The following is a 14,076-nucleotide window of genomic DNA, read 5'->3' as shown; positions in this document are numbered from 1 at the left end:
CCGAGTACCCAGGCCGACACTCGTCCTACGCGGCGTCGTGTGGGGGAGCTATCCGATGTCACCATGCCACGATAGCTGGCCAAATTAGTCAAACGTTGCGGTGAGCTCTTGCATCCACGTCTTTAGCTCGGGACCGAGGTCGTCGCGGTCGAGTGCGAGCAGCACGTTGGACTTCAGGTAGTCGAGGCGATCGCCGGTGTCGTAGCGTCGGCCGGAGAAGATCACACCCAGCACGGGGCCGGCAATCGACTCATCGGCGGCGAGCTCTTCGAGGGCGTCGGTGAGCTGTATCTCGCCGCCCTTTCCGGGCGCCGTCTGGGCGAGCACTTCGAAGATCTCTGGCTTGAGTACATAGCGACCGATGATGGCGAGGTTCGACGGTGCCTCATCGGCAGCAGGCTTCTCTACGAGGGCGTTCACTCGCACGACATCGGGCTCGTCCGTGGTCTCAACATCAGCGCACCCGTAGAGATGAATCTGGCTGGGTTCGACCTCCATGAGGGCGATCACCGTGGCAGAGCGATTCTGCGAAACCTCGATCATGCGCGAGAGCAACGGGTCGCGAGCGTCGATGAGATCATCGCCGAGCATGACGGCGAAGGTCTCGTTGCCCACGTGCTTGCGAGCTCGCAGCACGGCGTGACCGAGGCCCTTCGGGTCACCTTGGCGAACGAAATGGATGTCGGCAAGAGCACTGGGCTCGACCACGCGCGCGAGCTTGTCGTGATCGCCTTTTCTTTCGAGCGTGTGCTCGAGCTCGGTGACCCGGTCGAAGTGGTTCGCGAGAGCGTTCTTGTTGCGCCCAATGATCATGACGATGTCGTCGATACCTGCGGCGACTGCTTCTTCGACGACGTACTGAATGGCCGGCTTGTCAACGACGGGCAGCATTTCCTTCGGCATCGCCTTGGTGGCGGGCAGGAAGCGCGTGCCGAGTCCGGCGGCGGGGATGACGGCTTGATGGGGGAGAAAGGCATGGGGGCGATTCTTTCGGTCGGAGGGGACGAGGATGCCGAGGCTGGCGTCTCGTGGATTTAGGGGCGGCCCATGCCGTAGTACGTCCAGCCCGCGTTTCGCCAGGCAGTCGCGTCCAAGCAGTTGCGCCCGTCCACGACGATCCTCGCGTTTACGAGCGAACCTGCGCGCTCGGGGGAGAGCTCGCGCCGGTACTCGTCCCATTCGGTGACGACGACGACTGCGTCGGCACCGCGGAGGGCCTCGTCGCGGTCCTCGACGTAGGCCAACTGCGGGTGTGACCGCCGGGCGTTCTCGATTGCCTGCGGATCAGTCACGGTGACTTCCGCGCCGAGTCCGCGCAGGCGCACAGCGACGTCGAGGGCGGGGGAGTCTCGGATGTCGTCGCTGTGTGGTTTGAAGGCGGCGCCGAGAACCGTGACGTGCTTGCCGACCACGTTGCCGCCGAGGGCGTCGATGACGAGTGTTACGGCGCGTTCGCGGCGGCGCAGGTTGATGGCGTCGACTTCGCGGAGGAACCCTACGGATTCACCGCGCCCGAGCTCTTCCGCGCGTGCAGCGAACGCACGAATATCCTTCGGGAGGCAGCCTCCACCGAAGCCGATTCCAGCTCCGAGGAACTTCCGCCCGATGCGTGCATCGTGTCCGATCGCATCCGCAAGCTGCGTGACGTCAGCACCGGTTGCTTCTGCGATCTCAGCCATGGCGTTAATGAACGAGATCTTGGTGGCGAGGAAAGCGTTCGCTGCGACCTTGACGAGCTCTGCGGTGGCGAGGTCAGTGACGATGAATGGCGTGCCCTTGGCCACGGCCGGGTGATAAACCTCCCGCAAGATGTCCGCAGCCCTGGCCTCGCCGTCTGCCACGCCGACGACCAACCGATCCGGATCGATCGTGTCCTGCACAGCGAATCCTTCGCGCAGGAACTCCGGGTTCCACACGAGCATCGCGCCAGCATCTGAAATACGCGGTGCAAGCTCAGCCGCGGTCCCGACCGGCACTGTCGATTTTCCGGCGACGATGTCGCCCGGCGAGAGGAAGGGAAGGAGTGCGTCGACTGCGGCATTCACGTATGTGAGGTCTGCCGCATATCCGTCCTTCTGCTGCGGCGTGCCGACGCCGATGAAGTGCACCCGGGCGCCCTGCGCCTCGGCCATATCGGTCGTAAACCGCAGGTTGCCAGAGGCGATACCGGCGGACAGAATCTCTGGCAGTCCGGGCTCGAAGAACGGGGCTTCACCCGCGGAGAGCGACGCGATCTTGCGCTCATCCACGTCGATGCCGACGACCTCGTGCCCGATAGATGCCATGGCCGCCGCGTGGACCGCGCCGAGGTAACCACAACCAATAACTGAAAGCTTCACGACTTGTTTTCCATTCCATTGACATATTCAACGAGGGACTGGTGCGCGTCCCGAGGTGTGAATCCGGTCTTCACGACTTTCGCAAGATCCAAGACACTGTTCGCGGGGCGGGGCGCTATTGGTCGACTCGCTCCCGCGAAGTACGTCGAGGTACTTACAGGGGTGACTCGTCGCGGATCATGGCCAGACAACCGGAATATTTCCTCTGCTATCTGTGCCCAGGACTGGGGGTCGCCTGATCCGGTGACGTTATAGACGCCGTACGGCGCGCACGTCTCATATAGATGAACGATTGCGTCAGCGATGTCTGATGTGAAGCTCAGTCGACCGTGTTGATCGCTCACGACGCGGGGGTCTACGCCTCGTTTCGCGAGCGAGTGCATGGTCCGTACGAAATTGTTGCCCTCGCCGATCACCCACGAGGTCCGAATAATGTAGTGTCTCGCCGCGGTCGAAGCAGCCAGGTCACCGGCCGCTTTAGTCTCGCCGTAGACGCCGAGCGGGCACAAGGGTGCGTCTTCGGAGTAGGGGCTCTTCTCAGTTCCGTCGAACACGTAGTCACTCGAGATGTGCAACAGGGTGACGCCGTATTCATCGGCAATACGCGCGATCGCGGCGACCGCAGTGGCATTGGCTGACCACGCTTGCCGGCGACCTTCTGGTGTTTCGGCGAGGTCGACGGCGGTGTAGGCGGCTGCGTTGATGATCAGACCGTAGTTGCGCCAACGACGTGCACTCGACAGGTCGGGATCTGTGAGGTCGAGCTCTGCACGAGTCGCGTATTCGATGTTCGCCGCGTCGCCCAGCCGGGCGCGTAACGCCTGCCCGAGTTGGCCGTTTGCGCCCAATACGAGGATTCCGCGCGGCACGACTGGCTTGACGTCTGCAAGTCGAGGGTGGGCGTTGTCCTTCTCGGAGATCTCGACATCGCTCAGCGGGATCGGCCAGCTGATGGCGGCGATCTCATCGGCGAGGTTGAGGAACGCGTAATCGGAGTCGGGTGACCAGTGGTCGTTGACAAGGTACGTGTACCCGGTGTTCGGCTCGAGCGTCTGGTACGAGTTTCCGACGCCGCGGGGCACGAAGATTGCGCGTGACGGGTCGATCTCGGTGGTGAACACCGCACCGAACGTGGGGCCCTCGCGCAGATCGACCCAGGCGCCGAAGATGCGTCCGGTTGCGACCGAGACCCACTTGTCCCAAGGTTCGGCGTGGATGCCGCGAGTAGTGCCGACCGCATCATTGAAGGAGATGTTGTTCTGCACCGGACCAAAATCGGGCAGTCCCAACGCGGTCATTTTCTCTCGCTGCCAGTTCTCTTTGAACCAGCCGCGCGCGTCGCCGTGCACAGGCAACTCGAAGAGCACGAGCCCCGGGATCGACGTCTCGATCCGCTGCAGAGATTTTCCGAAGACGGCGCTCACTGTCCCTTCCCCGCATAGAACGCCTCGGTAGCATCCTTCGCTGGTGCCCACCAGTCTTCGTGCGTCCGGTACCAGTCGATCATGGCCGAAAGGCCGGATTCGAAGTCGCCGTACGAGGGTGTCCAGCCGAGCTCACGGCGCAGCTTGGTCGAATCGATCGCATAGCGCAGGTCGTGGCCAGCGCGATCCGTGACGTGGTCGTAGGCGTCGCTGGGCTGACCCATGATCGACAGGATCAGCTCAACGACGTCCTTGTTGTTCTTCTCGCCGTCGGCACCGATGAGATACGTCTCACCGTTCACGCCCTTATCGAGGATCGTCAGTACGGCGGAGGAGTGGTCATCGGCGTGGATCCAGTCGCGTACGTTCTCGCCCGCGCCGTAGAGCTTGGGGCGGATGCCGCGGATCACGTTCGTGATCTGCCGGGGGATGAACTTCTCCACGTGCTGGTAGGGACCGTAGTTGTTCGAGCAGTTCGAGATCGTCGCACGCACTCCGAACGATCGCACCCACGCCCGCACCAGCAGATCGGATCCCGCCTTGGTCGACGAGTAAGGCGACGACGGGCTGTACGGGGTCGACTCCGTGAACCGCTGTGGGTCGTCCAGTTCGAGGTCGCCGTACACCTCATCTGTGGAGATGTGATGAAACCGTGTGCCATGCATGCGGGCTGCTTCGAGCAGCGTGAATGTGCCGACGATGTTCGTGTCCAGGAACGGACGCGGGTTGTCCAACGAGTTGTCGTTATGCGACTCCGCCGCATAATGCACCACAGCATCTGCCTTCGAGAAAAGCGACGAGACGAGCGCGGCATCCGTGATGTCGCCGTGCACGAACGTCACACGGTTCTCGGGAATCCCCGCCAACGAGGCCCGGTTGCCGGCATACGTCAGCGCATCGAGCACCGTCACATGGTCATCGGTGTTCTCGACCACGTGGTGGACGAAGTTTGACCCGATGAATCCGGCTCCGCCGGTCACGAGCAGACGGCTCATGCGTGGCCTCGCTTAAGTATCTCTAGCAGGTAGGTGCCGTAGCCGGACTTGATGAGCTTCTCCGCGCGCTCGCGCAACTGGTCGTCGCTCAGATAGCCCTGTCGCCAGGCGATCTCCTCCGGCACGCCAATCTTCAACGCCGTGCGTCGCTCCATCGTGCGCACATATTCGGCGGCGTCCGTCATCTGATCAAATGTGCCGGTGTCTAACCACGCGGTTCCGCGTGGCAGTACCTCGACCTGTAGCTTGTCGCGCTCCAGGTAAGCACGGTTGATGTCGGTGATCTCGTACTCCCCGCGAGCGCTGGGCTTTAGGTCGCGAGCGATCTGCACCACGTCGTTGTCGTAGAAGTACAGTCCCGGTACCGCGTAATTGCTCTTCGGCACCGGTGGCTTTTCCTCGAGAGACACCGCCCGACCATCGGAGTCGAACTCGACGACACCGTACGCAGCCGGATCCCCGACCCAGTATGCGAAGACCGCGCCACCGTCGATGTTCTCGAACCGCTGAAGGCGGCTTCCTAGACCGGGACCGTAGAGCAGATTGTCGCCGAGCACGAGAGCGACCGTCTCATCGCCGATGAAGTCAGCGCCGATCGTGAACGCCTGCGCGAGACCGTCCGGGGATGGCTGCTGGGCGAACGTGAGATTGATGCCGAACTGGGAGCCGTCTCCGAGAAGACGTTCGAAGGGCTCCGCGTCGTGCGGCGTCGTGATCACCAGGATGTCCCGAATGCCGGCGAGCATCAACGTCGACAACGGGCAGTAGACCATCGGCTTGTCGTACACCGGAATCAGTTGCTTGGAAACGCCGAGCGTGATGGGGTGCAGCCGCGTGCCGGAGCCGCCGGCCAGAATGATGCCTTTCAACGTGTTCCGTTCTGTTCGGGTGGTCGTTGTCGGGCATTACGGACGGCCAATGCCGTGGTAGGTCCAGACTGCCCCCCGCCACGCGTCGTCGTGGCAGTTTCGGCCGTCAATGAGAATCGTACCGGCGACGAGTGCGGCCACGTGCTCGCCAACCACGTTGTCGCTGAGAGCGATGTCGGTTGCGAATCCAAGCAGTCCAGGTGCGATGCCGTCAGCGTGGATCCGGGGAAGATCGGGCTCGAAGAGGTGGGTATCCCTGTTGAGGTGGACGTGATCTTGTGCTTATCGACGTCAATGCTGATCACTTCGTGACGGATGGATGCCCCGGCCGACGCGTGGACTGCGCCGAGGGAGTTGCAATCCATGACTGAGAGTCTCACTCTGCTCCTAGTTCGTTGGGTCCTTCATGCATAGCAGAGTCGCGTGACAGGTACGTTTCGTGGCTTCCTCCGAGCAATCTCCGCGGGCGTCTGAACGCTAGCTGGTTCGGCATTGTCACCCTGTGACGTTCCTATCAACGGTCTCTGGCCCCGCGTAAACCTCGGGCTCCAGGTTCGAAGGTTACGAAGGCAGATGAACCCGGGAGACGGCGTTCTATGAAAATGGTGTTCATTCCTTTGACTACGATGGTCGTTGTGACTCCTGGTCTCTTCATCGGCGCCTACGAGCGCGACAACTTCGGCGATCTGCTGTTCCTTACCCAGACGCGACACTTTATGAGGGGTGTTGACGCTTCCGGCAGCAGCCTCATCGACTCGGACATGACTGGAGTTGGCGGTGAGCATGTCTCTGCGTACCCGTCGCTGCTGCATGGTGCACGAGTGCCGTTCGTATGGGTCGTCGGCGGTGAAACCGGCGGGACCTCAGTCACGGACGCGGTAGCAATGTTGGATCACGATCTCAGAGGTCGCGGTGCGGACTCGGGTCTCGGGCTCCCGGCATACGCCTCGCCGTATCTCCCGAGACCGTCCCGTTACCCGGCGCTGCAGGGGTCTGCTTCAGTCATTAACTCCGTCGGAGTGTCTGGCGTGCGTCCGCTGACTGGGAAGCATCGTATCGAGACGATCGGAGCACTTCGTGAAGCGACATTTCTCTCGGTGCGGGAGGCCGCCTCAAGCCAGGTTCTCACCCGCCTAGGAATTGAGCATCGGTTGGCTCCCGATCTTGTTCATACCGTCGCGAAGACTACTCCACTTGACGCTGAATCCGACAGAACCATTGCGCTCGTGCAAGCGAAGGTGAAGCATATTGAGCGGGTCGGTATCCCCGAGTTTGCGAAGCTCCTCGCCGGGTCCGGTTCACTTCGGCCGTTCCACATTAGGTTGTTCTCTGCCGGAGAGGCGCCTGGCCACGATTCACTCGAGGTTTTGAAGACAGTTGCTCACGAGTTCCGTGCTTTTGGGGGTGGTGCCCGCATCGATGTTTCTGAAGCGAGAACCGCGCATGAGAAAGCCGCAGAAATCGCGAGCGCCGGCCTGTGGATCGGCACCTCCTTGCATGGATACATTATCTCCACTTCGTACAACGTGCCACGGGTGGGATTGATGCTGAGAAAGGTTAAGCAGTATGCCAGCTCTTGGGACATTCCCGCTCCGTCAGGGGTCCCCCTACGGTCGCTAGATGGCGCCATTGAGCAGGCCCTTGAGTTGTCGAGAACAACTGACGGCGATCGCCTGGCTCTGCACCTGGCTGACAGAGCCGAAGAAAACGTCAGGCCGCGCGCGAGCATGTTCTCAGCACTCAAGTCGTCGATCGACGGGCCTCGGCAGAGCAGACCACCTCGAAGTTGAGTCGAGTCACTCGTGCCGGGAGTGCGATGGAGTATCAGTGGCGCCAGGGTGGCCGTGTCGTCGGCCGGCTGTCGCGAGCGATAAACGAGCTGTCGACAAATCGCGCAGATCGCGGATGACAACGCAGGCAGCTATGCCACGTGGCGCGAGGATGCTAATGCTCGCGCAGCTTTCCAAAGCTGTAGTGCTGCTGCTCGGCATTGTGGTTCTTTCGCGTCTTCTCGATCCTCGTGAATTTGGTCTGGTCGCGGTTCCGATTGCCATCGTCGGGGTCGGCGAATTGTTGCGCGACATGGGGCTTTCGACCGCTGCAACCACGACTCCGAACTTGAGCTCTAGCCTCCGTGACCTGCTCTTCTGGTTGAACTGCGGTCTAGCTGTTCTGCTCGTCGGCGTCACACTCCTGATCACACAGCTGTTGGCTGGACTTTTCGATAGTCCTGCTTTGGGCGAAATTCTGCCCTGGCTGTCGATTGTCTTTTTGCTGAATGGTGTCGGTGCGCAGTACAGAGCCAACCTGAACAGGGAGATGCGGTTCAACGCTATGGCAGCGGTTGACTCGTCTGCCGCGTTGCTCGGCGTTCTCGGGGCTATCGCCCTCGCCTTGACCGGTGCCGGCTACTGGGCGCTTGTAGCACAGCCGATTATCGTGGCCGCTGTATCCACGGCAATCCTCGTGGCGCTTGGTCGCTGGGTTCCGAAGCTCCCGCGGCGGGCCGAGGGCGCGCGGAAACTAGTGGGTTTCGGGATGAGCGTCTCCTGGTCCCAGGTGCTCATGTACGCCGGTAACAATGTGGATACGCTTGCGCTGGGCTACTGGGGATCACCGACACAACTCGGCTACTACTCACGATCCTTTCAAGTCGCGGTGCAACCGCTTACGCTATTGAAGGCACCGGCTACGGCCGTAGCGCTTCCTCTGCTTTCGCGCCGTCGAGACAACGCGGCGGGGTTCGAGCGGGCGGTAGTCACCGGCCTGAAGTTGATTGCCTACACGATTGTGCCGGTCGCTTTGGCTCTTGCGGCGTGTGCGCCACCAGTGGTGCGTCTCTTCTTGGGGCCGGCATGGGAGCCGGTGATACCGATGGTTGCGTTGCTCGCGGCTGCGGCGGCAATTCAACAATATGCGTCGGTCGCAAGTTGGATGTTCTTGGCTGCGAATCTTGGTCGCGACCTGCGTAGATACAGCTTGGTGTCGTTGCTGATTAAGGTTCTTTTTGTCATCGTAGCCGCGCCGTACGGACCACTTTCAGTCGCGGCCGCTTTCCTTGTGTCTAGCGCGATCTCGTCGCCGATTGTCATGATTTGGGCAAGTCGAGCCACGCGAGTAAGCGTTCGCAGACTGCTTCTCGGAACCGCGATTCCGATTGCAATTGCGGTTGTCGCGGCCGGGGTGGCAGCCGCGATTTGTTACGGTGTGCCATTAGACGCGCTTGCACAACTGAGTCTGGCCGTGTGCGGGTTTACAACGATCTACGTGCTTGCTTACCTTGTCCCCGCAGCACGTAGAGACATGAAGGACGTCATTCGATTGTTGCTACGGCGGGGCAAAGATGCGGATGGTTCGACCCCTCAAAGCTCGATCTGACGATGGTTGCGAGGTATCGCTTCATCGATCCGATTCGGACATACGTGAACCCGCGTACACCGAGAAGCTCGAAAAGAGTTCGAATGTTCAAGAGACATCGACGGTCGTGAGCGGTACGGTCGATTCTGACTGATCGTTGCACGATGGCTCACGTCATCCAGACCGAGAGGCGAGCCCGAGAATCATGCCCATCTCCCAGAATGCTAGGGCCTAGGCATGCGTATTGACCTAGCGCGTCACGGCGTCGGTGCATGCGATCTCGAAAGTCCGCTGAACATGCTTGATCGTGAAGAGGGTCAGTGCCCGGTCACGAGCAGCTTCACCGAGGCGTGCGCGAAGTGCGGGGTCGCAAAGCTGGCTGAGGCAATGAGCAAGCGAAGCGGGGCTTCCCGGTTGAAATACGAGCCCCGCTTCGCCGACGGCCCACCGTAGCGGCGCAAAGTCCGCCACAACGATCGCTCGGCCTGCAACCATGGCATCGATCAGTTTTGCAGGAAGCTGGGCTTGCGAGTGTATTTCCCCAGGCATGCTCGGGATGACTACGATGTCGCCTGACTTAACGTGACTTAGTCCTTGCTCAAGCGTCGTCTGTCCTATCCACTCTTCAAGACCCTGTGCATCGCTTGGCGGGTCATCGGTCACGGTTAGGCTTACCCCCTTGTCCGCTAGTGTCCTGACTGCGGCACGCAGTACGTCAATTCCCTTGTGTCGCCGGTTGGTGCCCACGAAGACGACTCGTGGCGTTGCCGACTCGTGAGGCGCACCGTTACCCGTGTCTGCCCTAGCGTGAGGCACAACCTCGCCACCGAATCGCTCTCGTAAAACGGGGTTGCTAACGATCACCGGGTAATTCTTGACCCGACGTGATAAGAAAAAAAGTCGGCCAAAATACATTCGCGCGTAATATGGACTTGGCTAGTGCTTTAAAGGGATACCCGCGTCCCAATATTGATTCAATATCTGGATCATCAATATCAAGCAGGACACGAGTAGAAGGGGGAAGTTTGATGGCTCTTCCAAATGACCCGGGTAACGGCTTGACAGCAATGACGAGATCCACGTCTCGTGCGATACGTGCCAACTCAATGTCGTTCGCAACTACCTCGCAGTTCTCTTCGAATTCAGTACACGCGCGGGGAACCACAATTTGTCACCTTTGGGCGCGACGACGTGAGCGTCCCAACCCAGACTTTGGGCCAGTGACCACAGCACTTGGGCGCGTCCCGTCGAGTTGTCCGAAAGATCCTTGGTAAGGAGAAGGAGCTTCAATTACGATCCAATCGTGGCGTGAGATCTAACGCTTTATGGCGGTTTAAGCTTGACGCTCTATTGTTCTGGCATTCTCGCAAGGCCAGTCCAATCAGAAGTACGGAAACGGGAGTCGTCGCCCACATGCTGTGAGTATCAACCGTAAGCATGTGAGCAAACTCTGAGATAATCAGCGCGATTGCTGCGGCTCGCGCCGGACCCGAGGGCGTCCTTACTGCATTCAGTAGGTTAGCAATCCAGAAGCCGATAAAAGCAATCCCCGCGATTAGACCCAATTCGACAAATATAGACAAGAATGAATTATCCCCGGCACTACCCACGTGCGGAATAGTCATTCCATATCCTATTCCGAAGAACGGGTTCTGGGAGATCAAACTCATCATTTGATCCCAAGTATTGACTCGTGTGGTGGAAGAATAGAAACTGGATTCGCCTGACCAGTTGAAGAGGTCCAAGCGCTGCAAGCTTATTTCCAGACGAGCGTCTATGCCGCTCGCTGATATGTACAACATGAGTGCAACTACACCGGTTACAGCGACTCCAATGATTGCAAGGGCGCGTCTCCCCCGAAGGAGGGTAGGGATCATGCACATTAGCGCGATCACAAGATGAAGCATTGCTGCGCGAGACGTGCTTAGGAATGTCGCGTAAGAAGCGATTGCGACTGAAAGCAGAATAAGTGCTGGTCTCAGACGATACAGCACGCCAAGGGTTAGTGCGCAAGCTCCTAATAGTGCCGCAATATGGCCAAAATCACCGCTATTGCCCAATAGGCCACCAGCACGCAGGGAACTGCCCAGTCCATCTCCGTACCAGTTCACCTGTTGAGTGTCACGTATCTGTATCCCCGCATGGTGAAGCAAGATCCCAATGGTGCAAGCGGCAAGGCTGCTCACAATCGCCGCGATCGTCACCCGTCGGGCGCGTGTCTGGTTCCATCCCTCCCAGCTCATTACGACGAAAAAGGGCGTATAAATCTCCAACACTCTAAGAATTAGAATGACGTCAGAGGGGTTGGCTCCGGGTGGCACTGGTATCAGGTCGAGGAGCACAGCAAACGTTGAAATCGATGCGGCAAGGACGAACACCGTCGCCAGCAAAGATGCGCCGGTTACCTTCGAAGAAAGCTGCCGGAGAAGCACGATTAGTGCGAAGGGGAAAAGGAAATCGACCGCGCCAATCGCTACGCCGCTGCTTATGCGGAGAATAAGAATCGGGACGAGCGCGGCGTACAACCAGACGACTACGAAGGTGAAGTCACGCCGGGGAATTGAGTTGAGACGTCGCGGTCTGCGGTGTGTGCTGAGAGTTCTTAGATGCGTGGAGGACATGCTTGTCTCTGCGGACTCGATGGCCCGCGCCTATCTTGTTCCGATGTTAGTCAAACCGGGCACGAGGAATACGCGGTCCTGGATGAGCGTTGTCATGGCGTTTTCCCAGCCACTACGGGTCAATCATATCGTCGAGTTCCTGAACGGTTACGGCGTCCGCATATCGCGCAGCGGACAGCGTTGCAGCGCCGGCGACTTGCTCACGCAGTAGCGTGTCCAACAGCAGCTTCTCTAGCAAGTCAGCCAACCTATCACTGTCTTCGGGAGGGATTAAGAAGCCGTTTACTCCATTCGTGATGACTTCAACAGGCCCGCCTTCGTTCGAGGCGATCACAATGAGGCCTTCCGAGAGACCCTGCACCACGACTTGACCAAAAGGTTCTGGTGATGTTGAGCAGGCGACGAGTAGATCATGAGTGGCGAGTAGGGCTTGGGGATTGTCCACGTGGCCAGTAAACGTGATCGACGTTCGGAGATTCTTGGCGATCGCCCAGATCTCCTTTTCATATTCCGGATCCTCGTGTGTACTTGTTCCAGCGATAGTCAGGATTATTTTGTCACCCAACCCGCGGTGCTCGAGAATTCGTGCTGCTTCAAGGAGCACGTGTATTCCTTTCCAGCGGGCGATTCTGCTCAAGGACAGAATCCGTAGTGGAAGGTGCGTGGCGCGCCCGCTGGAGATTTGGGCATTCGGGATTCCTGAAACGGGGTAGGCGATTCGTGCGCTTTCTCGTATCTTTCTGACCGGGATGGTGGATGCAGTCCAACGACTATTCGAAATTACGACGTCATATCGACGCATCATCCATTGTCCAAGTACTATCCTCTTAATAGCGCTCTTTCGCGCCGGGTTGAGGTCGTCCCGCATATAGTATATTCGTGTGGCCAGGCGCTTTGATAAGGTGGCCAAGATCAGCGCGGATTTATTGCTGTTAGCGATAACAATGTCAGGTCTCAAGCTCGTCAAACGACGTTTCAAATTAGATCGCGTGGCGAGCAGTGATTTGTCGTCGTCTCTATCATTCAAGACTTCAACTGGGAATCCGCGCTCCTTTTGAACAACGTCAAAAGCGCCTCCAGGGCTTAGAAGGATTAGGTGAACATTGATGAGGCGCGTCTTTGTAAGATAGCGGGCCAGTCCAAGTTGACCGCCGCCCGGTAGCCCAGAATGGTCGACGAACACGACTCGTGGCGAGTGAACGTGACGCTCTGTATCAGACATTCGCGTTGCCCTGCCTGTGATCGTCATTGGCAAGTGGGCCGCGTGGCTGCGAGCCGAGTACCCATGTTTGTATGAGTTGTCGGAAGTGAGTTGTGGAGAACTGAGACGTTCTAGAGGGGAGGCCCGAACGATCGATGGATAGCGCCGTTTCGATGGCCTCTCTCCAGCCCTGAGTGGATGGATTGTCAATTGTTGAACCGCCTTCCGCGAGCGTGACGCTCTCAAGGGCGCCGCCGACGTTTGGGACAACCACCGGCGTCCCAGCCGCCATCGCCTCGACAGGCATGATGCCGAAGTCTTCGATCGCAGGAAACACAAGTGCGAGTGCGCGTTGGTACAACGCATAGAGCATTTCGTCACTCGGACTTATAACGAAAGTCACTGGGACTGCTGCAGTTTGGGCGCGGGCCAAGAGGGCATCGTGATCTGGTCCACGTCCGGCGAGCACGACGGGGAGCTTGGTTGCCTCACCAGCCTCGATCACGAGATCAAGTCGTTTGTACGACACGAACCGCGATGCTCCAAGGAGGAATTCCGAGGGGAGCGCTTCGAGCGTGTCGAGTTCATCGCTCGTCAGATGATTACGCCAGTCTCCGCCCGCAATAATTCGATCGGTATCAACCGGCGGGTAGATGACATCTGAATCACGGCCCCATGCACGTTCAATGCGTTTGCGGGTGAACTCACTATTGGCAGCGATACGGAATGACTCTTGGGCTCGCTTTCGATCTAGCGGCTTGAGGATGCCTGCGGCTAAACGAACGAGAGGGCCACGGCCGCGGTGGTCAAGCTCTGGCTCCCAGATGTATCTGGCGGGAGTGTGAACGTATGAAAACTTCGGTACTTCGCGGTCTAATCCGCGAAGTTGAACGTGATGTGCAAAGAGATGAGAACTTGTCAGGAGCCATTCATACTGCTGGTGCGCCTGAAGCGTTCTCCACGTCGCTGGCAAGAACGGGAGTGCCAGCATCTTGCTTCGACGCAGTGGGGTCCGGGCGATCCAAGTCTCGTATGTTGTTGCGCTAAAACGACCAGGATCGTCGTTCCAAAGCACTTGGAGGTCAGCGGTGGGGAAGCTTTTGACGAACTGCTCAACGACGTTCTCCGACCCTCCCGCCTTTGCCACCCATTCGTGAACGAGAAGTCCGGTCATGTCGTTCGGCTCCTGAGACTTTTGAAACGGGATCGATCTAGATCATCGTTGTGTGGGCTCGCGTGGACTAACTGAGGCTGGGGTCTTAGATCCTGT

At 59.1% G+C, this 14,076-nt stretch carries 11 protein-coding genes; 2 read left to right on the top strand and 9 right to left on the bottom strand.

Annotated features, from left to right (window positions below; genetic code table 11):
• Positions 1–84: 84 nt before the first annotated feature.
• From galU to rfbA, 5 genes are read right to left on the bottom strand one after another with little or no spacing between them, the layout of a single operon-like run.
• Positions 85–1,011 carry a UTP--glucose-1-phosphate uridylyltransferase GalU gene (gene galU, locus DC31_RS12520; RefSeq protein WP_051607021.1) on the bottom strand — a complete coding sequence of 309 codons (927 nt, stop codon included), beginning with the start codon at positions 1,009–1,011 and terminating at the stop codon, positions 85–87.
• Between the two features lie 23 nt (positions 1,012–1,034).
• Entirely contained in the window at positions 1,035–2,339 is a 1,305-nt protein-coding gene (locus tag DC31_RS12515) for a UDP-glucose dehydrogenase family protein (protein ID WP_036280635.1), read from the bottom strand.
• Entirely contained in the window at positions 2,336–3,763 is a 1,428-nt protein-coding gene (locus DC31_RS12510; protein ID WP_036280633.1) for a sugar nucleotide-binding protein, read from the bottom strand. The genes DC31_RS12515 and DC31_RS12510 overlap by 4 nt, the downstream gene beginning before the upstream one ends.
• Positions 3,760–4,758, bottom strand: coding sequence for a dTDP-glucose 4,6-dehydratase (gene rfbB / locus DC31_RS12505; RefSeq protein ID WP_036280631.1), 999 nt, complete (start codon positions 4,756–4,758; stop codon positions 3,760–3,762). The genes DC31_RS12510 and rfbB overlap by 4 nt, the downstream gene beginning before the upstream one ends.
• The gene (gene rfbA, locus DC31_RS12500) at positions 4,755–5,627 is read right to left on the bottom strand and encodes a glucose-1-phosphate thymidylyltransferase RfbA (protein WP_036280629.1); all 873 of its coding nucleotides are present in this window, start codon (positions 5,625–5,627) and stop codon (positions 4,755–4,757) included. Before rfbA ends, rfbB begins: the two co-directional genes overlap by 4 nt.
• Positions 5,628–6,223: 596 nt before the next feature.
• On the opposite strand from rfbA, the gene DC31_RS12490 reads away from it, so the two are divergent.
• Together DC31_RS12490 and DC31_RS12485 are read left to right on the top strand one after the other, a co-directional pair.
• Positions 6,224–7,417 carry a polysaccharide pyruvyl transferase family protein gene (locus tag DC31_RS12490; RefSeq protein ID WP_081813844.1) on the top strand — a complete coding sequence of 398 codons (1,194 nt, stop codon included), beginning with the start codon at positions 6,224–6,226 and terminating at the stop codon, positions 7,415–7,417.
• A 115-nt stretch (positions 7,418–7,532) separates the two neighbouring features.
• Positions 7,533–9,005 carry a lipopolysaccharide biosynthesis protein gene (locus DC31_RS12485; protein ID WP_327036867.1) on the top strand — a complete coding sequence of 491 codons (1,473 nt, stop codon included), beginning with the start codon at positions 7,533–7,535 and terminating at the stop codon, positions 9,003–9,005.
• 228 nt (positions 9,006–9,233) lie between these two features.
• Here the strand turns inward: DC31_RS12485 and DC31_RS17730 are convergent, their stop codons facing one another.
• From DC31_RS17730 to DC31_RS12465, 4 genes are all read right to left on the bottom strand, one after another.
• The gene (locus DC31_RS17730; protein WP_081813842.1) at positions 9,234–9,899 is read right to left on the bottom strand and encodes a glycosyltransferase; all 666 of its coding nucleotides are present in this window, start codon (positions 9,897–9,899) and stop codon (positions 9,234–9,236) included.
• A 371-nt stretch (positions 9,900–10,270) separates the two neighbouring features.
• Positions 10,271–11,509 (bottom strand): O-antigen ligase family protein, encoded by a 1,239-nt coding sequence (locus DC31_RS12475; RefSeq protein ID WP_160173236.1) that lies wholly within the window; start codon positions 11,507–11,509, stop codon positions 10,271–10,273.
• A 208-nt stretch (positions 11,510–11,717) separates the two neighbouring features.
• Positions 11,718–12,827 carry a glycosyltransferase family 4 protein gene (locus tag DC31_RS17725; RefSeq protein ID WP_160173235.1) on the bottom strand — a complete coding sequence of 370 codons (1,110 nt, stop codon included), beginning with the start codon at positions 12,825–12,827 and terminating at the stop codon, positions 11,718–11,720.
• Complete coding sequence (locus DC31_RS12465; protein WP_051606897.1) at positions 12,820–13,980, bottom strand: glycosyltransferase; 1,161 nt, start codon at positions 13,978–13,980, stop codon at positions 12,820–12,822. The genes DC31_RS17725 and DC31_RS12465 overlap by 8 nt, the downstream gene beginning before the upstream one ends.
• Between the last annotated feature and the right edge of the window lie 96 nt (positions 13,981–14,076).

Source organism: Microbacterium sp. CH12i (assembly GCF_000685355.1).
In the GTDB taxonomy this organism is placed as follows: domain Bacteria; phylum Actinomycetota; class Actinomycetes; order Actinomycetales; family Microbacteriaceae; genus Microbacterium.
The sequence above is the reverse complement of the archived record's forward strand: the minus strand, read 5'-3'. Positions and strand labels throughout refer to the sequence as shown.